Origin of the sequence: Streptomyces sp. NPDC059008 (genome assembly GCF_042749045.1) — a bacterium.
Taxonomy (GTDB): domain Bacteria; phylum Actinomycetota; class Actinomycetes; order Streptomycetales; family Streptomycetaceae; genus Streptomyces.
Genome location: NZ_JBHYJC010000019.1, coordinates 15,170 through 37,129, shown reverse-complemented (window position 1 = coordinate 37,129; position 21,960 = coordinate 15,170). Strand labels below are relative to the sequence as shown.

Annotated in this window: 23 protein-coding genes; 13 read left to right on the top strand and 10 right to left on the bottom strand. The window is 71.9% G+C overall.

Annotation, left to right across the window (positions count from 1 at the left end; genetic code table 11):
- Positions 1 to 87 precede the first annotated feature (87 nt).
- On the top strand, positions 88 to 507 hold the full coding sequence (locus ACFWZH_RS22550; protein ID WP_384433939.1) for a VOC family protein: 420 nt from the start codon (positions 88 to 90) through the stop codon (positions 505 to 507).
- Positions 508 to 579: 72 nt separating this feature from the next.
- Here the strand turns inward: ACFWZH_RS22550 and ACFWZH_RS22545 are convergent, their stop codons facing one another.
- The 3 genes from ACFWZH_RS22545 to ACFWZH_RS22535 all read right to left on the bottom strand — a co-directional run bounded on the left by ACFWZH_RS22545 (position 580) and on the right by ACFWZH_RS22535 (position 2,572).
- Complete coding sequence (locus tag ACFWZH_RS22545) at positions 580 to 810, bottom strand: hypothetical protein (RefSeq protein ID WP_384433936.1); 231 nt, start codon at positions 808 to 810, stop codon at positions 580 to 582.
- A 78-nt stretch (positions 811 to 888) separates the two neighbouring features.
- Positions 889 to 1,818, bottom strand: coding sequence for a glutaminase (locus tag ACFWZH_RS22540; protein ID WP_384433933.1), 930 nt, complete (start codon positions 1,816 to 1,818; stop codon positions 889 to 891).
- A gap of 10 nt (positions 1,819 to 1,828) precedes the next feature.
- A complete protein-coding gene (locus tag ACFWZH_RS22535) occupies positions 1,829 to 2,572 on the bottom strand; it encodes a helix-turn-helix domain-containing protein (RefSeq protein WP_384433930.1) in 744 nt (247 codons plus the stop codon).
- A 79-nt stretch (positions 2,573 to 2,651) separates the two neighbouring features.
- Between ACFWZH_RS22535 and ACFWZH_RS22530 the strand changes: the two genes are divergently transcribed.
- From ACFWZH_RS22530 to ACFWZH_RS22520, 3 genes are all read left to right on the top strand, one after another.
- On the top strand, positions 2,652 to 2,885 hold the full coding sequence (locus ACFWZH_RS22530; protein WP_384433927.1) for a hypothetical protein: 234 nt from the start codon (positions 2,652 to 2,654) through the stop codon (positions 2,883 to 2,885).
- Between the two features lie 215 nt (positions 2,886 to 3,100).
- Positions 3,101 to 3,691 carry an N-acetylmuramoyl-L-alanine amidase gene (locus ACFWZH_RS22525; protein ID WP_384433924.1) on the top strand — a complete coding sequence of 197 codons (591 nt, stop codon included), beginning with the start codon at positions 3,101 to 3,103 and terminating at the stop codon, positions 3,689 to 3,691.
- A 104-nt stretch (positions 3,692 to 3,795) separates the two neighbouring features.
- Positions 3,796 to 4,728: a 1-aminocyclopropane-1-carboxylate deaminase/D-cysteine desulfhydrase gene (locus ACFWZH_RS22520; protein ID WP_384434200.1), complete on the top strand. Its 933-nt coding sequence runs from the start codon at positions 3,796 to 3,798 to the stop codon at positions 4,726 to 4,728.
- 48 nt (positions 4,729 to 4,776) lie between these two features.
- Here ACFWZH_RS22520 and ACFWZH_RS22515 read toward each other — a convergent pair whose 3' ends face one another.
- Complete coding sequence (locus tag ACFWZH_RS22515; protein WP_384433921.1) at positions 4,777 to 6,378, bottom strand: Na+/H+ antiporter; 1,602 nt, start codon at positions 6,376 to 6,378, stop codon at positions 4,777 to 4,779.
- A 58-nt stretch (positions 6,379 to 6,436) separates the two neighbouring features.
- Between ACFWZH_RS22515 and ACFWZH_RS22510 the strand changes: the two genes are divergently transcribed.
- From ACFWZH_RS22510 to ACFWZH_RS22495, 4 genes are all read left to right on the top strand, one after another.
- Positions 6,437 to 6,697, top strand: a complete 261-nt coding sequence (locus ACFWZH_RS22510) for a UBP-type zinc finger domain-containing protein (RefSeq protein ID WP_384433918.1) — start codon at positions 6,437 to 6,439, stop codon at positions 6,695 to 6,697.
- A 94-nt stretch (positions 6,698 to 6,791) separates the two neighbouring features.
- Positions 6,792 to 7,280 (top strand): GNAT family N-acetyltransferase, encoded by a 489-nt coding sequence (locus tag ACFWZH_RS22505; protein ID WP_384433915.1) that lies wholly within the window; start codon positions 6,792 to 6,794, stop codon positions 7,278 to 7,280.
- Between the two features lie 291 nt (positions 7,281 to 7,571).
- Positions 7,572 to 7,985 (top strand): anti-sigma factor, encoded by a 414-nt coding sequence (locus ACFWZH_RS22500; protein ID WP_003985353.1) that lies wholly within the window; start codon positions 7,572 to 7,574, stop codon positions 7,983 to 7,985.
- Between the two features lie 43 nt (positions 7,986 to 8,028).
- Positions 8,029 to 8,988 (top strand): RNA polymerase sigma factor SigF, encoded by a 960-nt coding sequence (locus ACFWZH_RS22495; protein ID WP_384434197.1) that lies wholly within the window; start codon positions 8,029 to 8,031, stop codon positions 8,986 to 8,988.
- An 833-nt stretch (positions 8,989 to 9,821) separates the two neighbouring features.
- On the opposite strand, the gene ACFWZH_RS22490 is transcribed toward ACFWZH_RS22495, so the two are convergent.
- Positions 9,822 to 10,292 (bottom strand): hypothetical protein, encoded by a 471-nt coding sequence (locus ACFWZH_RS22490; RefSeq protein ID WP_384433912.1) that lies wholly within the window; start codon positions 10,290 to 10,292, stop codon positions 9,822 to 9,824.
- Positions 10,293 to 10,387: 95 nt separating this feature from the next.
- Here ACFWZH_RS22490 and ACFWZH_RS22485 point away from each other — a divergent pair, with 95 nt between their 5' ends.
- Both ACFWZH_RS22485 and ACFWZH_RS22480 read left to right on the top strand, forming a co-directional pair.
- A complete protein-coding gene (locus ACFWZH_RS22485; RefSeq protein ID WP_384433909.1) occupies positions 10,388 to 11,371 on the top strand; it encodes a diacylglycerol/lipid kinase family protein in 984 nt (327 codons plus the stop codon).
- Between the two features lie 319 nt (positions 11,372 to 11,690).
- Positions 11,691 to 11,948 (top strand): WhiB family transcriptional regulator, encoded by a 258-nt coding sequence (locus ACFWZH_RS22480; protein ID WP_003983230.1) that lies wholly within the window; start codon positions 11,691 to 11,693, stop codon positions 11,946 to 11,948.
- 281 nt (positions 11,949 to 12,229) lie between these two features.
- Here the strand turns inward: ACFWZH_RS22480 and ACFWZH_RS22475 are convergent, their stop codons facing one another.
- Positions 12,230 to 13,702 (bottom strand): sensor histidine kinase, encoded by a 1,473-nt coding sequence (locus tag ACFWZH_RS22475; RefSeq protein WP_384434194.1) that lies wholly within the window; start codon positions 13,700 to 13,702, stop codon positions 12,230 to 12,232.
- A gap of 330 nt (positions 13,703 to 14,032) precedes the next feature.
- Complete coding sequence (locus ACFWZH_RS22470; protein ID WP_384433904.1) at positions 14,033 to 14,662, bottom strand: TetR/AcrR family transcriptional regulator; 630 nt, start codon at positions 14,660 to 14,662, stop codon at positions 14,033 to 14,035.
- A gap of 147 nt (positions 14,663 to 14,809) precedes the next feature.
- On the opposite strand from ACFWZH_RS22470, the gene ACFWZH_RS22465 reads away from it, so the two are divergent.
- The 3 genes from ACFWZH_RS22465 (at position 14,810) to ACFWZH_RS22455 (ending at position 18,336) form a co-directional block, all read left to right on the top strand.
- On the top strand, positions 14,810 to 15,583 hold the full coding sequence (locus ACFWZH_RS22465; protein ID WP_384433901.1) for an SDR family oxidoreductase: 774 nt from the start codon (positions 14,810 to 14,812) through the stop codon (positions 15,581 to 15,583).
- 279 nt (positions 15,584 to 15,862) lie between these two features.
- The gene (gene nagB, locus ACFWZH_RS22460; protein ID WP_384433898.1) at positions 15,863 to 16,645 is read left to right on the top strand and encodes a glucosamine-6-phosphate deaminase; all 783 of its coding nucleotides are present in this window, start codon (positions 15,863 to 15,865) and stop codon (positions 16,643 to 16,645) included.
- A 287-nt stretch (positions 16,646 to 16,932) separates the two neighbouring features.
- A complete protein-coding gene (locus ACFWZH_RS22455) occupies positions 16,933 to 18,336 on the top strand; it encodes an ATP-binding protein (RefSeq protein ID WP_384433895.1) in 1,404 nt (467 codons plus the stop codon).
- A gap of 125 nt (positions 18,337 to 18,461) precedes the next feature.
- Here ACFWZH_RS22455 and ACFWZH_RS22450 read toward each other — a convergent pair whose 3' ends face one another.
- Genes ACFWZH_RS22450 through ACFWZH_RS22440 form a run of 3 tightly spaced genes read right to left on the bottom strand, consistent with a single transcriptional unit; the run spans position 18,462 to position 21,873 of the window.
- Positions 18,462 to 20,021 carry a glycoside hydrolase family 3 protein gene (locus ACFWZH_RS22450; protein WP_384433892.1) on the bottom strand — a complete coding sequence of 520 codons (1,560 nt, stop codon included), beginning with the start codon at positions 20,019 to 20,021 and terminating at the stop codon, positions 18,462 to 18,464.
- A gap of 8 nt (positions 20,022 to 20,029) precedes the next feature.
- Positions 20,030 to 20,860 (bottom strand): carbohydrate ABC transporter permease, encoded by an 831-nt coding sequence (locus ACFWZH_RS22445; RefSeq protein WP_384433889.1) that lies wholly within the window; start codon positions 20,858 to 20,860, stop codon positions 20,030 to 20,032.
- On the bottom strand, positions 20,857 to 21,873 hold the full coding sequence (locus tag ACFWZH_RS22440) for a carbohydrate ABC transporter permease (RefSeq protein WP_384433886.1): 1,017 nt from the start codon (positions 21,871 to 21,873) through the stop codon (positions 20,857 to 20,859). The genes ACFWZH_RS22445 and ACFWZH_RS22440 overlap by 4 nt, the downstream gene beginning before the upstream one ends.
- Between the last annotated feature and the right edge of the window lie 87 nt (positions 21,874 to 21,960).

Below are 21,960 nucleotides of genomic sequence, written 5' to 3'. Positions count from 1 at the left end.
GGCCCGGTGTGCGGCCGGCCCCGGCCCTCCCGCAGCGCGTCCGATTCGTTCAAGACCGCGGCGCGGCGGGCTGCCTACGCTCGCGCCATGACCACCACCCCACGGGCCTCGCACCCGTTCCCCCGCTTCGCCGCCATCGGCATCGTCGTCTCCGACATGGCCGCGTCCCTCGCCTTCTACCGCCGCCTGGGCCTGGCCGTCCCCGCCGGGGCGGAGGCCGCCCCGCACGCCGAGGCGCAGCTGCCCGGCGGCCTGCGCCTGATGTGGGACTCCTACGAGACCGCCCGCGCCGTCGACCCGGACTGGACGCCCCCGCAGGCCGGAACCCCCACGGGGCTGGCCTTCGAGTGCGACGGCCCCGCCGGGGTCGACAAGGTCTACGCGGAGCTCACCGCCGCCGGCTATACGGGCGAGAAGCCGCCGTGGGACGCGTTCTGGGGACAGCGCTACGCCGTCGTACAGGACCCGGACGGCCACGGGGTGGACCTGTTCGCACCGCTGCCCTGAGCACGTCTGCCCGGGGCCGTGAGGTGCGCGGCACCAGGCGCCGCAGGCCCACGGAGATCGGGACCGCACCCCCTAGCTGCTCGCCGGATGCTCCCCCAGGTACAGCACGCCACACTGGCGGCAGAACGGCTGGGCGCCGGCTTCTCCCCAGGCATCGGCCGACTGGGTGGCGGCGGCCGGGGCGAGGTCCCGCCCGCACATGGCCGTGGTGGTCCCCACCCGTGTCATGTGCCAGAGCTTGACCGGGGTGTCCTCGTGCGGGAGGACGCCTTCCTCGTACTCGGCGCGAATCTCGTGCTCCATGGCGGTGCACCTCCTACCCATACGATGCGCCCGCCGGTCAGGGGCCACAACGTCAGTCCGCCCCCGGTGACCTGGAGCTCAGAAGACCGACCAGCCGGTCAGCGTGGTGAAGTGGTCGAGCGCCGCCGCGCCCGCGACCGAGTTGCCGCGGGCGTCGAGCCCGGGGCTCCACACGCACAGCGTGCAGCGGCCGGGGATGACGGCGATGATCCCGCCGCCGACGCCGCTCTTGGCGGGCAGCCCCACGCGGTAGGCGAACTCCCCGGCCGCGTCGTACGTCCCGCAGGTCAGCATCACCGCGTTGATCCGCTTGGCCTCGCGGGCCTCCAGCAGCCGGCTGCCGTCGGCGCGCAGCCCGTGGCGGGCCAGGAAGCCGCCGGCCACGGCCAGATCGCGGCAGCTCATCTCGATCGAGCACTGCCAGAAGTAGTGCTCGATGACGCTGGGGACGGGGTTCTCCAGGTTGCCGAAGGACGCCATGAAGTGTGCGAGGGCGGCGTTGCGGTCGCCGTGTGCGGCCTCCGAGTCGGCCACCGCCTGGTCGAAGGCGAGGTCGGGGTTGCCGCTCTCCTCGCGCAGGAAGTGCAGCATCGAGGTGCTGGCGTCGCCGGTGAGGGTCTGCAGCCGGTCGGTGACCACCAGCGCGCCCGCGTTGATGAACGGGTTGCGCGGGATGCCGTTCTCCGCCTCCAGCTGGACCAGCGAGTTGAACGGCGTACCGGACGGCTCGCGGCCGACCCGCCGCCAGATGTCGTCGTCGCCGCCGGGGCCGCCGTGGCTCTGCGACATCACCAGCGCCAGCGAGAAGGTCTTGGAGATCGACTGGACCGAGAACGGCACCTCCCAGTCGCCGACCCCGTACACCGCGCCGTGTATGTCGGCGACCGCGATCCCGAAACGGTCCGTCGAGACCCGTTCCAGCGCCGGTATGTAGTCGGCGACCCGCCCATGTCGCACCAGCGGCCTGGCGTAGGCCGCTACCTCCTCGAGAACGGCCTGGTAGTCCATGACCGACACGCTAACCCGGGGCGAGCAGCACCCCCATGGGAGCCCCCGCCAGCGACTTCACCTCGCGCGCGAGGTGCGCCTGGTCCGCGTATCCGGCGCGCAGGGCGACCTCGGCGTAGGGCGTCCCGCGGCGCGCCAGATCGAGCGCGCGGACGAGCCGGAGCACTCGGGTGAGGGTCTTGGGGCCGTAGCCGAAGGCGTCCAGGCTCAGGCGGTGCAGCTGGCGTTCGCTCAGCGCCACGGCGCGGGCGACCTCGGCGACGGGGCGGCCGCGGGCCAGCGCCGTGGCGACGGCGGCGGTCCGGCCGTCCGGTGCGGACGCCTCGCTCAGGCGGGCCGCGGCGGCCTCCTCCAGCACCCGGGCGATGGCCCCCGGCTCCTCGGCCGCCGCCGCCCGCCCGGCCAGCTCCCCCACCGCGCCGGCGGGCCACAGGTCGGCCAACGGCACCCGCCGGTCGCGCAGTTCACGGGCCGGCAGACCGAGGACACAAGGGCCCAGGCCCGGCGCGAAGCGCACCCCGACGTAGCGGGTGCCGGGCGGGACGCCCTCGGGGCGGTACGGTCCGGTGTCCGGGCCGGCCACCAGCAGCCGGCCCTCGCTCCAGATCAGGTCCATGCAGCCGTCGGGCAGCACCGGTCGCGCCGACGCCGTCGTGGTGGTGGTCCACAGCACCGCGTCGGCCAGCCCGGACGGCCGCTCCCGGTACCCGCCGGATACGCCGGGTGGCCCACCTGTGTCGCGTTCCTGGCCCATATCCCTCAGCCTGGCACGGGAACCCCACGGCCGTCCGCGCCGTTGATCCCTTACGACACGGACCTCACGGAGGTGGCACATGTCAGGGTTTCTCGACCGCGCCAAGGAACAGGCCCAAAAGGGGCTGGCGCAGGGCAAGCAGAAGGTCGACGAGGTGCAGCAGCACCGGCACGGCAACGAGCTGCTGAAGAAGCTGGGCGCCGCGTACTACGCCGAGCACCGGGGCAGCGGTTCGCCCCAGGCCACCCAGGACGCGCTCAGCGCGCTGGAGGCGCACATCAGCGCGCACGGGGACGGGTTCCTGCACGCGTAGGCACGGGCCCGGGCCGAGACCACCGCCTCCGGCGCCGACCGCCTCCGACCAGTCGGGGGCCGGGCGTCGCGGCGGCGGCCGAAACCGCTCGTACGGGCCCCGAACGACCGGTCCGTTTAATTCCGTTCCGCTCCGTGGGTGCCGACCCGTCCCGTACAAGCGAGGCAGGAGGCGGTGCGCGGCCGGCGGCCGCCGCGCACGCATCGGAGTGGGCCATGTCCCGACCGCTGTCCGCCGCACAGTTCCTCGACGCGCTCAGGTCCGAGGGGCTGCGGGTCGTCGAGACCGACGGCTGGAGGACGCACAACCGCGACGACAAGGGGGCCTGGGGCCCGGTGCACGGCGTGATGGTGCACCACACCGGCACCTCCGGCGCCGAGCGCACCGTCCGGCTCTGCCGCGAGGGCCGGCCGGACCTGCCCGGCCCGCTGTGCCACGGCGTGATCACCAAGGACGGCACGGTGCATCTGGTGGGCTGCGGCCGCGCCAATCACGCGGGTCTCGGCGACGGTGACGTACTGCGCGCGGTGATCGCCGAGAAGCGGCTGCCGCCGGACGACGAGGCCGACACCGACGGCAACCGCGTCTTCTACGGCTTCGAGTGCGAGAACCTCGGCGACGGCGAGGACCCCTGGCCCGAGGTCCAGCTGGTGGCGCTGGAGCGGGCCGCGGCGGCGGTGTGCCGGGCGCACGGCTGGGGGGAGCGTTCGGTGCTCGGCCATCTGGAGTGGCAGCCGGGCAAGGTCGACCCGCGCGGCTTCACGATGGACGCGCTGCGCGAGCGGATCGGCGCGCTGCTGAAGTGAGCGGCCGGCCGGGCCCGGACGTCCACCGGCCGACCATGCGACGGACCGGGGCCGGACACCCGCCGGCCGAGCAGGCGACGGGCCGGCGCCGCCCCCGCGCGACAATGGACCGCGTGACCCGCACCGCCCCCGATCCGCCGCCCGGCCTGCGCGCGCTGCGCCCCCGGCTGCCCTCGCCCCTGCAGGAGATCGAGGACGAGCCCTTCGCGCGCCGCGGCGTGCGGCTGCTGCTCAAGCGGGACGATCTGATCCATCCGGACCTGCCGGGCAACAAGTGGCGCAAGCTGGCGCCCAATCTGCGGGCCGCGGCCGCCGCGGGCGAACGCGCGCTGCTGACCTTCGGCGGTGCGTACTCCAACCATCTGCGGGCCACCGCGGCGGCCGGCCGGCTGCTCGGCTTCACCACCATCGGGGTGGTCCGCGGCGACGAGCTGGCCGGCGCACCGCTCAACTGGTCGCTGGCCCGCTGCGCCGCCGACGGGATGCGGCTGCACTTCGTCGACCGGGCCGCCTACCGCCGCAAGGCCGAGGCGGACGTGCTCGACGCGCTGCACGACCGCTTCGGCGCGTTCCGTGTCATACCGGAGGGCGGCAGCAACGCCCTTGCCGCACAGGGCTGCGCGGAGCTGGGCCGGGAGCTGCGCGGCGCCGCGGACACCGTCGCGGTGGCCTGCGGTACGGGCGGCACCCTGGCCGGTCTGGCCGCCGGCCTGGCACCCGGCCAGCGGGCCCTGGGCGTCCCCGTGCTCAAGGGCGGCACCCCGCACTTCCTCCAGGAGACCGTCGAGGAGCTGCAGCGCGCGGCATTCGGGGCGCCGCGCGGCGACTGGCGGCTGGAGACCCGCTTCCACTGCGGCGGCTACGCCCGCAGCACCCCGCGGCTCGATGCGTTCGCCGACGCCTTCGCCGCGCGGCACGGGCTGCCCCTGGAGCGGGTCTACGTCGCCAAGCTGCTCTACGGGCTGACCACGCTGGCCGAGGAGGGCGCCTTCCCCCGGGGCAGCACGGTCGCCGCGGTCGTCACCGGCACACCGTGAGGCGCCGCGGCGAAGGCCCCGGGTGAGAGCCGCCGCCCGCCCGCCGGGCTACTCGGCGCCCTCCCGGTACGCCGCCGCCTCCTCCAGGTCCAGCCTGCGCAGCAGCGTGCGCATCATCTCGTCGTCGATGCGTCGGGCGTCGCGCAGCCGGACGAAGACCCGCCGTTCGGTGTCGATCATCTCCCGGGCCAGCCGGCGGTAGGTCTCGTCGGCGGACTCCCCGGTGACCTCGTTGACCGCGCCCAGCCGCTCCCACACGGAGTTGCGGCGCCGCTCCATGACGGTGCGCAGCCGGTCGGCGAGCGGGCCGGGCAGCGCGTTGCGCTCGTCCTGGAGCAGTTCGTCCAGCCGCTCCTCGGCGGCCCGCGAGGCCTCGCTCTGGGCCTGGGCCTCGGCGAGCGTCTCGGCCTGGGCGTCCCGGCCGGGCAGCCGCAGCGCACGGATCAACGGCGGCAGCGTCAGGCCCTGGGCGACGAGGGTGGCGATGACGGTGGTGAAGGTCAGGAAGAGCACGAGGTTGCGGGCGGGGAAGGGGCCGCCGCCCTGCACCGTGGCCGGGATGGAGAACGCGATGGCCAGCGACACCACGCCGCGCATCCCGGCCCAGCCGACGATGACCGGCGCGGTCCAGGTCGTGTCGGGCTCGCGGGTGCGGATCCGGGCCGACAGCAGGCGCGGCACGTAGGTCGCGGGAAAGACCCAGACGAAACGGGCCACGACCACGACGAGGAACACCACGACCGCGTACCAGAGGGCCTCGACCCCGCTGAACTCCCCCAGGCCGCGCAGCACGACCGGCAGCTGCAGTCCGATCAGCGCGAAGACCGCCGACTCCAGCAGGAAGGAGATCATCTTCCAGACGGCCTCCTCCTGGAGCCGGGTCTCGAAGTCGACCTGCCAGGAGCGGTGCCCCAGATAGAGGGCGACCACGACGACGGCGAGCACCCCGGAGGCCCCGACCTGCTCGGCCGCCGCGTAGGCGACGAACGGGATGAGCAGCGACAGGGTGTTCTCCAGCAGCGCCGACTCGCGCAGCCGGACGCGCAGCCAGTGCAGCGGCACCATCAGCACGACACCGATGCCGATGCCGCCCACGGACGCCAGGGCGAACTCCTCGATCCCGTCGCCCCAGGTGGCGCCGATCCCGACGGCCGCGGCCACCGCCACCTTGTAGGCGGTGATCGCGGTGGCGTCGTTGACCAGCGACTCGCCCTGCAGGATCGTCGTGATCCGGTGCGGCAGCCCGAGCCGGCGGGCGATGGCGGTGGCCGCGACGGCGTCCGGCGGGGCGACGACGGCGCCCAGGACGAGGGCCGCGGTCAGCGGCAGATCCGGGACGAGGAGGTAGGCCGCGTAGCCGACCACCAGCGTCGCGAAGAGCACATAGCCCACCGACAGCAGCGCGACCGGCCGCAGGTTGGCCCGCAGGTCGAGGTAGGAGCTGTCGAGGGCGGCGGTGTGCAGCAGAGGGGGCAGCACCAGCGGCAGCACGATGTGCGGATCGAGGGGGTAGTCCGGGACACCGGGGACGGCGGACGCCGCGAGCCCGGCGGCCACCAGCAGCAGCGGCGCCGGCACGGGCGTCCGGCGCGCCAGCCCGGCCACCGCCGCGCTCCCCGCGACCAGCAAAAACAGCGGCATCACAGCCATCGGCCCGTCCCGTCCCCGTACCCGTCGCCGGCCGTCCCGGCGATCTAACCTGGCCATCATGAGTGAGTGCACGCACGTCGCCGACCTGCCGCGCGCCGAGCCGGCCCCGCTGAGCGCGACCTGCCTGGAGTGCCTGGCCGTCGGCAGCCACCCCGTACAGCTGCGCCTCTGTCTGGCCTGCGGCCATGTCGGCTGCTGCGATTCCTCGCCGTACCGGCATGCGACGGGGCACTTCGAGGAGACCGGCCACCCCGTGATGCGGACGTTCGAGCCGGGTGACTCCTGGCGCTGGTGCTTCGTCGACCAGCAGCTGGTGTGATCGGGAGCCGGTGCGCGCCGCACGACGGTGCGACCGGGAGCCGGTGCGCGCAGGACGGGTGAAACATTCGGCGGGGTCCGTTTAGTCTTCACCTATGATCCGCGAAGCGACCCCGGACGACGTCCCCGTCATTCTCGCCATGATCGGCGAGCTGGCCGCGTACGAGCGCGCCCCCGAGGCCGCGCAGGCCACCGAGCCGCAGCTGAAGGAGGCCCTCTTCGGCGCGCAGCCGGCCGCCTTCGCCCTGATCGCCGAGGCGGACGGCGCCCCGGTGGGCTTTGCCCTGTGGTTCCGGAACTTCTCCACCTGGACGGGCACGCACGGTGTCTATCTGGAGGACCTCTACGTCCGCCCCGAGGCGCGCGGCGGCGGCCACGGCAAGGCGCTGCTCGCGGCCCTCGCGAAGATCTGCGTGGAGCGCGGATACGAGCGTTTCGAGTGGTCAGTCCTGGATTGGAACGAACCGTCCATCGGTTTTTACCGGTCGATCGGCGCACAGCCCATGGACGAATGGACCGTCTTCCGGCTCACTGGAGGTGCACTGCACGACCTGGCAGCCGACCCGCGCGTCAACGGAGCGTAATCGGCCTCGATTTGGCAGTGCACACCCCTAGCCACTGTCCGTACCCGCAGTTTTACAATCAGTGACAGCTAAGGTATGCGGCGGCCTCGGGGCCGATGCCGCCCGGAGACGGCCGTGCCTCTTCCGGGCGACACCGGCCCGCAGATCGCGATAGCGTCACAGCCGAACCATGTGCCGCGCCGGATCGTTCTCCTTTCATCCGACAGGAGAAAGCGCCGGAGCGAAATATCCCGAACAACGCGAATATCGCGCATTCCAGCTCAACCAGCTTGTGCCACCTTGGAGGTGAGGGTGTCCCAGATCGCAGGCGAGCCCGGGACTCAGGACTTCGTGGAAGTCCGTCTGCCCGCTGCGGGTGCCTACCTGTCCGTGCTGCGTACGGCCACGGCCGGGCTCGCAGCCCGCTTGGACTTCACCCTCGACGAGATCGAGGATCTGCGCATCGCGGTCGACGAGGCCTGCGCGATCCTGCTGCAACAGGCCGTCCCCGGCAGTGTGCTGAGCTGCGTCTTCCGCTTGATCGACGACGCACTGCAGGTGACCGTGTCCGCCCCGACGACCGACGGCCGTGCCCCGGAGCGCGACACCTTCGCCTGGACGGTGCTCTCCGCACTCGCCGGCAAGGTCGATTCCACCGTCGCCGAGGACCGTACGGTCACCATCAGTCTGTACAAGGAGCGCGGCGCCGGTCCCGGACCGTCATGACCGAACAGGGGGCCCCGTGAAAGATCTCGAACGCGGCGGGCGGATGGCGTCGAGCGCGACCATCCCCGAGCAGCAGGCCCGGCCGCATCCGGTGGGAGTGGACGACCACGGCGGCCATTTGGACGCGGCGGAGCAGGCGGAGCGGGCAGACCACATGGACCACAGCGAGCAGCAGGGTCAGCAGGTGCATCGGCAGGACGCGCCCGCTCCCGACGACAAGCTGCACAACCAGCAGCACTCCCAGGAGCCGCAGGACCGCAGCGGCGCCCGGGCGATGTTCTACGAGCTGCGCAAGCTGCCCGAGGGCTCCCCGGAGCGGGCGGAGCTGCGCAACACCCTTGTCCGCATGCACCTCCCGCTCGTCGAGCATCTGGCCCGGCGGTTCCGCAACCGCGGCGAGCCACTGGACGATCTGACCCAGGTCGCCACCATCGGCCTGATCAAGTCGGTGGACCGGTTCGACCCGGAGCGCGGCGTGGAGTTCTCCACGTACGCCACTCCCACCGTCGTCGGCGAGATCAAGCGGCACTTCCGCGACAAGGGCTGGGCGGTCCGCGTCCCGCGTCGCCTCCAGGAGCTGCGGCTGTCGCTGACGACGGCGACCGCCGAGCTCTCCCAGCGGCACGGCCGGGCACCGACCGTCCATGAGCTGGCCGAGCATCTGGCGATCTCCGAGGAGGAGGTCCTGGAGGGCCTGGAGTCCGCCAACGCGTACAGCACGCTCTCCCTGGACGTGCCGGACACCGACGACGAGTCCCCGGCTGTCGCCGACACCCTCGGCGCCGAGGACGAGGCGCTGGAGGGTGTGGAGTACCGCGAGTCCCTCAAGCCGCTGCTGGAGGACCTCCCGCCGCGCGAGAAGAAGATCCTGCTGCTGCGCTTCTTCGGCAACATGACCCAGTCGCAGATCGCCCAGGAGGTCGGCATCTCCCAGATGCACGTCTCCCGACTGCTGGCCCGCACCCTCGCCCAGCTCCGCGACAAGCTGCTCGTGGAGGAGTGACGAGCGCCCCGCGAAGCGGGGCGGGACCCGACGATCACGGCAATGCCCCCCTTGCCGATCCTGCGGACACCGCCCTGCCCCTGCTTCGCGGACAACGCCCCGGCCCCGCCCCCGGTGCCTGCCCCACCCTCGGCCACCGTGCCGACCCCGCTCCACGGAACACCGACCCACCCCGCCCGTGGGGACCTTCCGGCCACACCCGCCCCCGTGCACCAAAGCGATCCCGGCCCGCCCCGTGGGGAACACCGCCCCCGCACCATGGGGCACACCACCCCGGCCACTCCCGGCCGCGGCCTCACCCGGTGGGCTGCTCACTCCCGACCGCAGCCTCACCCGGTGGGTAACTCAATCCCGACCGCAGCCCCACCCGTGGGTAACCCAATCCCGGCCGCGGCCCCACCCCGTGGGTAACCCAATCCCGGCCGCGGCCCCACCCGGTGGGCTGCTCACTCCCGACCGCAGCCTCACCCGGTGGGTAGCTCGCTCCCGACCGTAGCCCCACCCGTGGGCAATTCGGTCCCGGCGGCCACGCCCCACCCCGTGGGCACCGTCCCACCCCGTGGGCAATTACGGTCCCAGCAGCCAGGTCCCGCCTCGCCCCGTGGGCACCATCCCGCCCCCCTGCGGAATACCGCCCCGGCCACGCCCCGTTGTGGCCCGTAGGGGGCCCTCGCGCCCCCTACGGGATCCGTTCGCCCCGCCCCTACGGGTATCGCGGCACGACGTCCCTCGCGGCTTGCCGCGGGGCGTGCGTCGCCCGGTCGCCTACGAGGTCGTGCGGCATCGCGGCACGGCGTCTCTCGCGGCTTGCGGAGCCGTACGTCGCCGGTCGTCTACGGGTTCTCGCGCGGCCCGATGCCCAGTGCCTCGGTGGCCGTCGGGTTGACCAGCAGGACGAGCACGACGAGCGCGGCGACGGCCAGTGCGATACCGGCGGCGATCAGCGCCCCGCCGCCGTTGACCAGCGTCCAGGCCACGGGCAGCGCGACGATCTGCGTGATCAGCGAGGGGCCCCGGCTCCAGCGGCGGCGCAGCCACAGCCCCCGGGCCGCGACCAGCGGCAGCGCGGCGAGCGCGAGCACGGTCAGCCCGCCCATCTCCGCCTGCCGCGGGCTGTCCGGCGAACCGGCCAGCCCCATGATCAGCATGTACGCACCCAGCGCCGCGAGCGCGACTCCCTCGACCGCGGTGAGCGCCGCCGCGGCGCTCAGCCGGGCAGGGCGCGGCCCGGACGGCTCGTTCGGCGCGGCCGCGGCGGGGGCGCCGGCCGCTCGCCGCGCGGACTGTTTCTGCTGACTGCTCACCCCAGCAGGGTAGCGCCGGCCTCCCCGAGTCCGGGGATGCCCCGGATCCGGACGGGGCGTGAGGCGGGTACCAGCAGGTAGGTACGCTGCTGCACATGCGCGCACTCCTCGTGGTCAATCCCGCTGCAACCACCACCAGTGCCCGCACCCGTGAGGTACTCACCCACGCGCTCGCCAGCGACCTCAAGCTGGAGGTCGCCGAGACCCGCTACCGCGGGCACGCCCGCGATCTCGCCCGGCAGGCCACCGAGGGCGGGGAGACCGAACTGGTGGTGGCGCTCGGCGGGGACGGCACGGTCAACGAGGTCGTCAACGGTCTACTGGCGAACGGCCCCGACCCGGACTCGCACCCGCGGCTGGCCGTCGTCCCCGGCGGCTCCACCAATGTCTTCGCCCGCGCGCTGGGGCTGCCCAACGACGTCGTGGAGGCGACCGGCGCCCTGCTGGACGCGCTGCGCGACGGCAGCGAGCGGACGATCGGCCTGGGGCTGGCCGCCGGCACCCCGGGCACCGAGGACGAGGGCGTACCGGAGCGCTGGTTCACCTTCTGCGCGGGCTTCGGCTTCGACGCCGGCGTCGTCGGCCGGGTCGAGCAGCAGCGGGAACGCGGCAAGCGTTCGACCCACGCCCTGTACGTGCGACAGGTCGTACGGCAGTTCCTGGGCGAGGCGAACCGCCGCCGGGGCGTCATCACCCTCGAACGTCCGGACGGTGGCGACGGCGCCGCGGAGCTCGTCGAGAACCTGGCGCTGGCCATAATCTGCAACACCGCTCCGTGGTCCTACCTGGGCAATCGGCCGATCTACCCGTCCCCGGACGCGTCGTTCGACACAGGGCTGGACCTGTTCGCACTGAGCAAGCTCTCGTCCCCCGCGGTGGCCCGTTATGTCACCCAGCTGCTGACGTCAACTCCCGAGCGCGGCCCCCATGGCAAGCACGCGCTCTCACTTCACGACCTCACGAACTTCACCTTGCATTCGCAGGTTCCGCTGCCCTTCCAGATGGACGGTGACCACCTGGGCCTGCGTACGAGTGTGACGTTCACAGGCGTTCGCCGTGCACTGCGTGTGATTGTGTGAGCAGTAGGGCCTAAAGTCCTTTCACTCGAACGTTTAGGCTGGTTCCCACCCCCTGGAATGACGGCTGTGACCGAGGCGACACCAAGGAATCAAAAAAAAGTTTCCGGAAGGGGTTGTATCCGCAGCCGAGGTTTGCGAGTCTCTTCATGGCGATCGGGACGGCCGGTTTAACGGCCCCCTTGAGAGCCCGAATCCCCCTCCTCATTCACAGGACCGCACCAGTTCACAGCTGGAGATCGGCCCTTCCCTTGTGGAGGGATTCGTGAAAGCGTTCACATTCACAAGCAACGATCCCGTCACACGAGGAGATGGAGCAGCCATGGACTGGCGTCACCGCGCCGTTTGCCGCGAGGAAGACCCCGAGCTCTTCTTCCCTATCGGCAACACCGGTCCTGCGCTGCTGCAGATCGAGGAAGCCAAGGCCGTCTGCCGCCGCTGCCCCGTCATGGAGCAGTGCCTGCAGTGGGCGCTCGAGTCCGGCCAGGACTCCGGCGTCTGGGGTGGTCTGAGCGAGGACGAGCGCCGCGCGATGAAGCGCCGTGCAGCTCGCAACCGGGCGCGCAACGCCAGCGCCTGAGCCAGCCGCCCCGTGGCCCCCGAGCCGCAGCGCGCAGTACCCCCGATGCACCATCGGCGCTGAATAGCCCGGCCGTTATCGCATCGCAATAGCTTTGAGCCCCGGACCGTATGGTCCGGGGCTTGTTGCTGTTCGGGCGGGGCCCCTTTCCCCTTCTCGGAGGGGATATCGGTTCCGACTCGGTACGGTCTCGAAAGCGCTTCGCCGTACCGCTTGGCCGTAACGCTTTCGGCGCCGGTCCGCCGTACCGCTCCCCCGTCCCGATATGCCGCCCCGGCGCCTCAGTGCTGCTTCTCGGGGCGCACGGGCACGTCCAGGACGACCTGGGTGCCGCGCCCGGCCGCCCGCACCATGTCGAACTTTCCACCCAACTCGCCCTCCACCAGGGTCCGTACGATCTGCAGCCCCAGGTTTCCGGCGCGGTGCGGGTCGAATCCCTCGGGCAGCCCGCGGCCGTTGTCCTGAACGGTGACCAGCAGCCGCGGCTCGGTACGGCTGCCGCCGCGCACCGCGCCGACCTCGACGATGCCCTGTTCGGCCTGGTCGAAGGCGTGCTCCAGGGCGTTCTGCAGCACCTCGGTGAGCACCATCGACAGCGGCGTGGCCACCTCCGCGTCCAGGATGCCGAAGCGGCCGGTGCGGCGGGTGATCACCTTGCCCGGGGAGATCTCCGCGACCATGGCCAGCACCCGGTCCGCGATCTCGTCGAACTCGACCCGCTCGTCGAGGTTCTGGGAGAGCGTCTCGTGCACGATCGCGATCGAACCGACCCGGCGTACGGCCTCGTTGAGGGCCTCGCGGCCCTGTTCGGAGTCCATCCGGCGGGACTGCAGCCGCAGCAGCGCGGCGACCGTCTGCAGGTTGTTCTTCACCCGGTGGTGGATCTCCCGGATGGTGGCGTCCTTGGTGATCAGCTCCCGCTCACGACGTCGCAGTTCGGTGACGTCGCGCAGCAGCACCAGCGAACCGATGTGCGTGCCCTTCGGCTTGAGCGGAATGGCGCGCAACTGGATCACGCCGTCGCTGCCCTCGACCTCGAACTCCCTGGGGGCCCAGCCGCTGGCGAGCTTGACCAGGGCCTCGTCCACCGGGCCGCGCGCGGGTGCCAGTTCGGCGGTGGCCTGGCCCAGGTGGTGGCCCACGAGGTCGGCGGCGAGTCCGAGCCGGTGGTAGGCGGAGAGCGCGTTGGGGCTGGCGTACTGGACGACGCCGTCCGCGTCGAGCCGGATCAGCCCGTCGCCGGCGCGCGGCGAGGCGCCCATGTCGACCTGCTGCCCCGGGAAGGGAAACGTTCCGGCAGCGATCATCTGGGCGAGGTCGGAGGCGCTCTGGAGGTAGGTGAGCTCCAGCCGGCTGGGGGTGCGCACGGTCAGCAGATTGGTGTTGCGGGCGATCACGCCGAGCACCCGGCCCTCGCGGCGTACCGGAATGGACTCGACCCGTACCGGCACTTCCTCTCGCCACTCCGGGTCGCCCTCGCGTACGATGCGGCCCTCATCCAAGGCGGAGTCCAGCATCGGACGTCGTCCCCGGGGAACGAGATGGCCCACCATGTCGTCCTGGTAGGAGGTGGGCCCGGTATTGGGGCGCATCTGGGCGACGGAGACGTAGCGGGTGCCGTCGAGGGTGGGGACCCACAGCACGAGATCGGCGAAGGAGAGGTCGGAGAGCAGCTGCCACTCCGAGACCAGCAGATGGAGCCACTCGAGGTCGGAGTCGCTCAGAGCGGTGTGCTGGCGGACGAGATCGTTCATGGAGGGCACGTCTTGGAGCCTACCGGCGTACGGTGTATGTGTTGTGCCTGCACGGGCATGGACAAGTAAGAATGGTCTAGTCCAGAATTCAGCAAAGACCTCCGTTCTCCCCGCACAGGAGAGCGGAACGAGGCCGACGGCGCTCTCTGCCCTGACTGCGCCAAGGCCTCCGATCGACCGGCCCCAGGACGGGGTGGCGCCCCCTACCGCACATTGGGGACACCCTCCGCCCGCAAGGCGGGGCCGGCCGATGTCAGCTCCGGGCTGCGGTGCCGGACAGGTTGAGGGTCCTGTCCCGGCGCCGCGGCCCGCGGGTGTTTTCGGGGGCCCTCAGGCCGTCGCCCCGCTCGCCGTCCGCGGCCAGGCCGCCATCGCCAGCTCGGCGATCGCCGCCAGCTCCGTCCGCTCCGCACCGTCCCGCGCCTGCTGGGACATGCCCTGGATGATGGCTCCCACGAAGCCGGCCAGCGCACCGGAGTCCGTATCCGCCGGGAGCTCCCCCGTGGCGATGTCCGCCCGGATGGCACCGGCGATCTCCCGGATGTTCGACAGCCTCATCTCCCGCAGGAAGTCGGCGACTTCGGCGGACGCGGGGGAGATGTTCAGCGCGGCGCTGATGACCAGGCAGCCGCGCGGGCGGCCGGGCAGGGTGTATTCGACCGCAGCCTCGCGCAGTGCGCGTCCGACGCCGCGGCGGGCGGTCGGCTCCTCGGCCACGGCTCGTGAGATGAAGCCTCCGTAGAGCCGCCCGTACTCGGCGACGACCTCGTCGAACAGCGCCCGCTTGTCGCCGAAGGCGGCATAGAGGCTGGGGGCGCTGATGCCCATGGCGCGGGTGAGGTCCGCGATGGACGTGGCCTCGTAGCCCTGCTCCCAGAAGGACCGGACCGCCCGTTCCAGCGCCGTGTCGCGGTCGAAGGACCGGGGCCGGCCGCGCTGCTTCGTTTCCTTGGTCGCCATGGGAGGAATTTTATAGCGGTCGGTACGGAACGCGTGCTACGGTTTTTATGTAGCGAGCGATACAGAATTAGGGGATCGCTCGGCGGTCGGGAGCTGCACGCGATCTGACATGGACGCGGGCACACACGAACAGGGAGGGGCACGGCCATGGGCGCGCTCAGCGGCAGGACGGCACTGGTGACAGGCGGCAGCAGGGGGATCGGCCGGGCGATCTCCGAGCGGCTGGGGAGGGACGGCGCGCGGGTCGGCGTGCATTACGGCCGCGACGAGACCGCGGCGAAGGAGACGGTCTCGGCGATCGAGGCGGCGGGCGGCCAGGCCTTCGCGGTCCGGGCGGAGCTGGGCGCGCCGGGGGACGCCGAAGCGCTGTGGTCCGCGTTCGACGAGCAGGCCGAGGGGCTGGACATCCTGGTCAACAACGCCGGGATCAACAAAGCGGTGGACGGGACGCTCAAGCGGATCGGCGAGGTGACGGCGCAGGACTTCGACCACCTCTTCGCGGTCAACACCAAGGCGCCGTTCTTCATCGTCCAGCACGGACTGTCCCGCCTGCGGGACGGTGGGCGGATCATCAACACCTCGACGGGGCTGACCCGCGGCGCGGCCAAGCCCGAACTGATCGCCTACGCCATGACCAAGGGCGCGCTCGACGTGTTCACCTCGACGCTCGCCAAGGACCTGGGCCCGCGCGGGATCACGGTCAACGCGGTGGCTCCCGGGGCGGTGAACACCGATATGAACGCCGGCTGGCTCAGGGGCGAGGCCAACGCCGAAGCGCAGCGGCTACTGGCGGAGATGTCCCCACTGGGCCGGATAGCGCAGGCCGACGACATCGGCGACGTGGTGGCCTTCCTGGCCTCGGACGACAGCCGCTGGGTGACGGGGCAGTGGATCGACGCGACGGGAGGCGCCCTGCTCTGACGGCGCACGGCCCGCCCTTGGGGACTCGCGACCTCGCCCCTCCGGGCTTGGGTGCCTCCCGGCCTGGGCTGCGCCTCCCGGCCTCGGGGCTTGCCCCGCTCGCCTCCCGGCTCCCGGCTCCCGACGGCACCTGTTCCGGCGGCCTTCCGGTCACCCGAACGACGGGAAAACGTGTCCCGTCGTTCGCGGGCGCCGTCGGGACCGGTGCCCCACCCTCTGATAGATTGGTCTATACCACATGACCATATGAGTCCACTCTCCAGAACGGCAGGCCAAAGCGTGGAAGTTGTCATCGTTCCGGACGCCAGGGCAGGCGGCGAGCTGATCGCGGAGGCCATCGCGGCTCTGGTGCGCCGCAAGCCCGACGCGCTGCTCGGTGTGGCCACCGGCTCGACCCCGCTGCCCATCTATGAGGCGCTGGCGGCGAAGGTCCGGGCCGGCGCCGTGGACGCCTCGCGGGCCCGCATCTGCCAGCTCGACGAGTACGTCGGCCTGCCGGCCGGGCACCCCGAGTCCTACCGTTCGGTGGTGCTGCGCGAGGTGGTCGAGCCGCTCGGCCTCGGCGAGGACTCCTTCCTGGGCCCCGACGGCACGGCTCAGGACGTGCAGGCGGCCTGCGAGGCGTACGACCGTGCGCTGGGTGAGGCCGGCGGGGTGGATCTCCAGCTGCTCGGCATCGGTACGGACGGGCACATCGGGTTCAACGAGCCCTGCTCGTCGCTGGCTTCCCGCACCCGCATCAAGACGCTGACCCAGCAGACCCGGGAGGACAACGCCCGGTTCTTCGACAGCCTCGACGAGGTCCCCCACCACGTCATCACCCAGGGCATCGGCACCATTTTGGAGGCCCGCCACCTGGTGCTGCTCGCCACGGGCGAGGGCAAGGCGGATGCCGTGGCCCACGCCGTCGAGGGCCCGGTCGCCGCGCTGGTCCCGGCCTCCGCGCTCCAGCTCCACCCCCATGCCACGGTCGTCGTCGACGAGGCCGCGGCCGCCAAGCTGAAGCTCGCCGACTACTTCCGCGCCACCTACGCCGCCAAGCCGGAGTGGCAGGGGCTCTAGGAGGTTCCTCTCCGGTCTCCCCTCCCCCCGGCCACGGCGTAGCCGGGCGGCCGGGGCCGGGGGTGAGCAACTCGGTACCTCGCGCCGTGGAGCGACTCGACCGGTGTGCACGGTGGGGTGGCGATTCCACGCTTACTGCCGGTTTATGGCCTCTTTGAGCAGGATGGGTGAGGCGCGGCAACTGTCGTGCGCTGTGAGGTATCTGAGGAAGGTTCAGCCGTGCGCTCACCCGTCGTCCAGGTTTCGGTCGCCGTGCCCGCTTCTCCGGGTCGTCGGGGCTGAGCGCCGTGGCGGCCTCCGCCCAGCAGCCCGCGCCGGTGACCGTACCGCCGAAGCCCACCCGTAGTCCGAAACCTACGGGGAGTACGAAGCCCACGGGGAGTACGAAGCCCTCGGGGAGTTCTGAGACGCACCGGAGCCTTGAGACGTCCCGGAGCCCCGAGCCCACCCGGAGTCCTGAGCCGCGCCGTCGTCCGGCGCCGTGGTTGCGGCCGACCATCCGGATACGGCTGACGCTGCTGTACGGCGGCATGTTCCTGATGGCCGGGATCGTGCTGCTGACGATCATCTACTTCCTGGCGGCCGACACCCTCAAGGACGGCACCCCCGAGTTCAGGGTCTTCGGCAGTGACGTCAGGGTGGGCAATATCGACTGTCCCGACCTGCCGGCGGTCGGCACGGCCGGCGAGATCAACGCGGCGATCGGCGACTGCGTCCAGGACCAGCGCGCCCTGGCGCTCAACACCTTCCTGCACCGCTCGCTGATCGCTCTGGTGGGTTTGACGGTGGTGGCGTTCGCGTTCGGTTATGCGATGGCGGGGCGGGTGCTGGCGCCGTTGGGGCGGATCACGCGGACGGCGCAGCGGGTGGCGGGTTCGGATCTGCATCGCAGGATCGAGTTGGGTGGGCCGGATGACGAGCTCAAGGAGCTCGCGGACACCTTCGATGAGATGTTGGACCGGTTGGACCGGGCGTTTGAGTCGCAGCGGCGGTTCGTGGCGAATGCGTCGCATGAGTTGCGGACGCCGCTGGCGATCAATCGGACGTTGTTGGAGGTGCAGCTGGCCGATCCGGGGGCGTCGGCGGAGTTGGCGCAGCTGGGCAAGACGTTGCTGGCGACCAATGAGCGCAGTGAGCAGTTGGTGGAGGGACTGTTGTTGCTGGCTCGCAGTGAGAACAGGGTCGTGGACAAGCGGCCGGTGGATCTGTCGGAGGTGGCCGCGCAGGCGGTGGATCAGATGCGGGGGGAGGCGCAGGCCAAGGGGGTTGCGCTGCGGGGGGTGCGGCAGCAGGTCTTCGTGCAGGGCAATGGTGTGCTGCTGGAGCGGATCGCGCTGAATCTGGTGCAGAACGCGGTGCGCTACAACGTCGCCGTTCAAGGGCGCGGAGCGCTTCCGGTTGAGGGTGGTGGCGGGCGACGGGTGGGCGGCTGGGTGGAGGTCACCACCGAGCCCGGTCCGGGGTGTGCGGTGCTGGTGGTGGCCAACACCGGGCCGGTGGTCCCCGCCTATGAGGTGGAGAACCTCTTCGAGCCCTTCCGGCGGCTGCGCACCGAGCGCACCGGCAGCGACAAGGGCGTGGGTCTGGGCCTGTCCATCGTCCGCTCGGTGGTGCGCGCCCACGACGGCAGCATCACCGCCGAACCCCGCGAGGGCGGCGGCCTGACCATGCGCGTCGTCCTGCCCCAGTAGGCGCAGGAGACGCAGGAGACGCAGGAGCACGGTGGGCACAGCGTCGTGAGGCGGCTGAGGGTGCGGGGGTGCGCTCGGCCGCCGTCCCGGGGCGGCCGAGCGCGAGGGACCCTCGCCGCGCGGTCTCAGGTGCCGTGCGCCGGTGTGTGGCGGGTGAGGGTTTCGGCGGCGGCCTGGCCGCAGACCCGGGCGGCGCCATGGGTGGCGAGGTGCAGGGCGCCTCGGGGCGGGGCCTGGGGGACGCCCATTTCGACGACGGCGGTGTCGGGGCGGGCGGTGAGCAGGGCGTCGAGGGCGTCGGCCATCCAGGGGTGGCGGTGGACGTCGCGGACGACGGCGACCACGCGTCGGCCGCCTGCCGCGGCGAGCAGACCGTCGACCAGGGCCCGGGTACCGGCGCGGGCGGCGGATTCGGCGGTGTAGGCGGCGGTTTCGGTGCCCGGCACGAGCCGGGCCAGCTCGGCGCCGACGCCCCAGGGGGTGTCGTCGCCCACGGCGATGTTGGCCAGCGGCGTGAAGGCGGCGACGTGGGCGGGGCCGGTCAGCGGCTCGTAGGGGCGGCCGGCGGTGGTGACGCGCAGCGCCCGCCGGGCCGCGGTCAGGCCGATCCCGGGTGCGGGCGCGGCCCCCTCCCCCGCGCCCGCACTCCGTGTCCAGCGCGCCAGGGCACGCACCCGTGCCGCGGCGTCGGCGAGCCGCTGCTCCGACAGCTCACCGTCGCGCACCGCCCTCACCAGGGCGTCCCGCAGCCGCAGCACGGTGTCCTCGTCGGCCAGTCCGCCGCCCACACAGATCGCGTCGGCGCCGGCCGCGACGGCCAGCACGCTGCCGCGCTCGATGCCGAAGGTGGCGGAGATGGCCTGCATCTCCATTCCGTCGGTGACGATCAGCCCGTCGAAGCCCAGCCCGCCCTCGCCGGCCGGAGCGCGCAACAGACCGTGCAGGGCGGCGGGGCTGAGCGTGGCCGGGCGGTCGCCGTCCAGGGCGGGCAGCAGGATGTGCGCGCTCATCACGGCCCGGGTGCCGGCGGCGACGGCGGCGCGGAACGGCACCAGTTCGCGTTCCTGGAGGGTGGGCAGGTCGGCGGCGATGCGCGGCAGGTCGTGGTGGGAGTCGACCGCGGTGTCGCCGTGGCCGGGGAAGTGCTTGGTGCAGGCGGCGACGCCCGCCGACTGGAGCCCCTCGACGTAGGCGGCGGTGTGCCGGGCGACCAGCTGCGGGTCGGCGCCGAAGGAGCGGACGCCGATGACCGGATTGGCGGGGTTGGAGTTGACGTCGGCGGAGGGCGCCCAGTTGAGGTTGACACCGCAGTCGGCCAGCCGGCGGCCGAGCTCGCGGGCGACGCCGCGGGTCAGGGCGGTGTCGTCGACGGCGCCCAGCGCATGGTTGCCGGGGAAGGAGGAGCCGCCGCGCACTTCGAGGCGGGTGACGTCGCCGCCCTCCTCGTCGATGGCGACCAGGACGTCCTCGCGAGCGTCGCGCAACTGGGCGGTGAGGGCGGCGAGTTGCACCGGGTCGGTGATGTTGCGGCCGAAGAGGCCGACGGCGGACAGGCCCTCGTCGAGCCGGCGCAGCAGCCAGTCGGGGGCGGTGGTGCCGGTGAAGCCGGGCTGGAGGACGGCGAGCGCGTCGCGGGTGAGGGCGTCGGTGGCGCGTACCGAGCGTGCGGAGCCTACGGGAGTCATGGACTGCGTTATCCCTTCACTGCGCCGGAGGTGAGACCGCCGACCGCCTTGCGTTGCAGGAACAGGAAGAGGACCAGGATCGGGACGGCGAAGATCGAGGCGGCGGCCATGGTGGCGCCCCAGTCGTCCCCGAACTGGCTCTGGAACTGCGAGAGCCACAGCGGCAGGGTGCCCATGGCCGGCTCCTTGTTGAGGACCAGCACGAGCGGGAACTCGTTCCACGCGGTGATGAAGCCGAAGAGGGAGGTGGCCATCAGTCCGGGCGCCAGCAGCGGGAAGACGACCTTGAGGAAGGCCTGGCGGCGGGAGCAGCCGTCGACCATCGCGGACTCCTCCAGTTCCCTGGGCACCGCGGCGACATAGCCGCGCAGGGTCAGCAGGGTGAAGGGCAGCACCATCAGCAGGTAGAAGCAGGTGAGCGGCACCAGGCTGTTGAGCATGTCCGCGTCCCGGACGATCAGGTAGATCGAGATCACCATGACCTCCCAGGGGGCCATCTGGGCGACCATGAAGGTCAGCAGGATGCCGCGGCGTCCCTTGAAGCGCATCCGGGTGAGCGCGAACGCCCCGCACAGCGCGACGACCAGCGACAGCCCGACGGCGAGCACGGTCACGATGACCGAGTTCCCGGCCAGGGTCCAGAAGTTCGGGGCCTGCACGGCGGTCGCGAAGTGCTCCAGGGTGCCGTGGAAGGGGAACCACACGGGGTCTTCGCTGATGATGTCCCGGGTCGGCTTGAAGGCCGTGTTGAACATCCAGTAGACCGGGAAGACGAAGCCGGCGGCGAGCACGAGCGCCGTGGCGTTGGGCCAGATGCGGCCGGCGAGGGAGGGCTTCACCGCTCGTTCTCCTCTTGCTGTTCCTGCTTGAGCGTCAGACGCAGGTAGTACGCGGTCATGGCCAGCAGCACCACGATCGTCAGCAGCGAGATCGCGGCGCCCATACCGAAGTGGAGGTTGCCGACGCCCTCGGTGAAGGCGTAGATCGGCAGGGTTTCGGTGAGCCGGTCCGGGCCGCCCTCGTTGATCGCGAAGATCTGCGGGAACGCCTTGAAGACCCAGATCACTTCGAGGAACGTGGTGGCGAGGAAGAACGGCCTCAGGAACGGGAAGGTGACCGAGGTGAAGACCTTCCAGGTGCCGGCGCCGTCCATCCGGGCCGCCTCGTAGAGCTCCCTGGGGATGGTCGTGGTGGCCGCGTAGAGGTTGAGCGCCACGAAGGGCAGCGACTGCCAGACGATCAGCACGGTGATCACGAAGAAGGTCGACAGCTGGGTGCCGACCCAGTCGTAGTGGGCCATCGCATGCCAGCCGAGCCGGTCCAGCACCCAGTTGACGACGCCGTAGCGGGAGTCGAAGAGCCACTGGAAGACGGTGGTGGCGGCGATCACCGGCATGGCCCAGGCCAGCACCAGCGCGAGGGAGAGCACCAGCCGCATCTTCTTGCCGAGCCGGGCCAGCAGCAGTCCGATCAGCACGCCCAGCAGCATGATCAGGATGACGTTGACCGCGGTGAAGACGATGGTGCGGCCGGTGACCCGCCAGAACTGCTCGCCGCCCAGGATCTCCTGGTAGTTGCCGATCCCCCGCCAGTCGGTCAGATGCTGGATCAGCTCCTTCATGTTGAGGTTCTGGAAGGAGAGCAGCAGGTTGCGGACCATGGGCCAGCCCAGGAAGACCGCGGTGGCGGCCAGGGCGGGCAGCAGCAGGAGGTACGGGGTGCGGCGGGCCGGGGGACGGGGCGCGCCGCGGGCGGGCCGTCGGCCTCCTGCGCCGCGGCGGGCGGGCGGATCGCCGCCCTTGCCGGTCCGCGGCACGGCCTCGGCCGCCGCGTCGTCGAGCTGCACTGCCATGGGTCGCTGCTCCCCCTTGTTGCCGTGGAACCTCGGTGCGCCGGCGGCGCGCGTACGGGGCCGGTGCCGGCCGGTCCCGTACGCGGC

Coding starts and splice junctions, on each gene's coding strand:
- ACFWZH_RS22550 (WP_384433939.1), top strand. CDS start 88: ATGACCACCACCCCACGGGCCTCGCACCCGTTCCCCCGCTTCGCCGCC.
- ACFWZH_RS22545 (WP_384433936.1), bottom strand. CDS start 810: ATGGAGCACGAGATTCGCGCCGAGTACGAGGAAGGCGTCCTCCCGCAC.
- ACFWZH_RS22540 (WP_384433933.1), bottom strand. CDS start 1,818: ATGGACTACCAGGCCGTTCTCGAGGAGGTAGCGGCCTACGCCAGGCCG.
- ACFWZH_RS22535 (WP_384433930.1), bottom strand. CDS start 2,572: ATGGGCCAGGAACGCGACACAGGTGGGCCACCCGGCGTATCCGGCGGG.
- ACFWZH_RS22530 (WP_384433927.1), top strand. CDS start 2,652: ATGTCAGGGTTTCTCGACCGCGCCAAGGAACAGGCCCAAAAGGGGCTG.
- ACFWZH_RS22525 (WP_384433924.1), top strand. CDS start 3,101: ATGTCCCGACCGCTGTCCGCCGCACAGTTCCTCGACGCGCTCAGGTCC.
- ACFWZH_RS22520 (WP_384434200.1), top strand. CDS start 3,796: ATGGACCGCGTGACCCGCACCGCCCCCGATCCGCCGCCCGGCCTGCGC.
- ACFWZH_RS22515 (WP_384433921.1), bottom strand. CDS start 6,378: ATGGCTGTGATGCCGCTGTTTTTGCTGGTCGCGGGGAGCGCGGCGGTG.
- ACFWZH_RS22510 (WP_384433918.1), top strand. CDS start 6,437: ATGAGTGAGTGCACGCACGTCGCCGACCTGCCGCGCGCCGAGCCGGCC.
- ACFWZH_RS22505 (WP_384433915.1), top strand. CDS start 6,792: ATGATCCGCGAAGCGACCCCGGACGACGTCCCCGTCATTCTCGCCATG.
- ACFWZH_RS22495 (WP_384434197.1), top strand. CDS start 8,029: ATGGCGTCGAGCGCGACCATCCCCGAGCAGCAGGCCCGGCCGCATCCG.
- ACFWZH_RS22485 (WP_384433909.1), top strand. CDS start 10,388: ATGCGCGCACTCCTCGTGGTCAATCCCGCTGCAACCACCACCAGTGCC.
- ACFWZH_RS22480 (WP_003983230.1), top strand. CDS start 11,691: ATGGACTGGCGTCACCGCGCCGTTTGCCGCGAGGAAGACCCCGAGCTC.
- ACFWZH_RS22475 (WP_384434194.1), bottom strand. CDS start 13,702: ATGAACGATCTCGTCCGCCAGCACACCGCTCTGAGCGACTCCGACCTC.
- ACFWZH_RS22470 (WP_384433904.1), bottom strand. CDS start 14,662: ATGGCGACCAAGGAAACGAAGCAGCGCGGCCGGCCCCGGTCCTTCGAC.
- ACFWZH_RS22465 (WP_384433901.1), top strand. CDS start 14,810: ATGGGCGCGCTCAGCGGCAGGACGGCACTGGTGACAGGCGGCAGCAGG.
- ACFWZH_RS22450 (WP_384433892.1), bottom strand. CDS start 20,021: ATGACTCCCGTAGGCTCCGCACGCTCGGTACGCGCCACCGACGCCCTC.
- ACFWZH_RS22440 (WP_384433886.1), bottom strand. CDS start 21,873: ATGGCAGTGCAGCTCGACGACGCGGCGGCCGAGGCCGTGCCGCGGACC.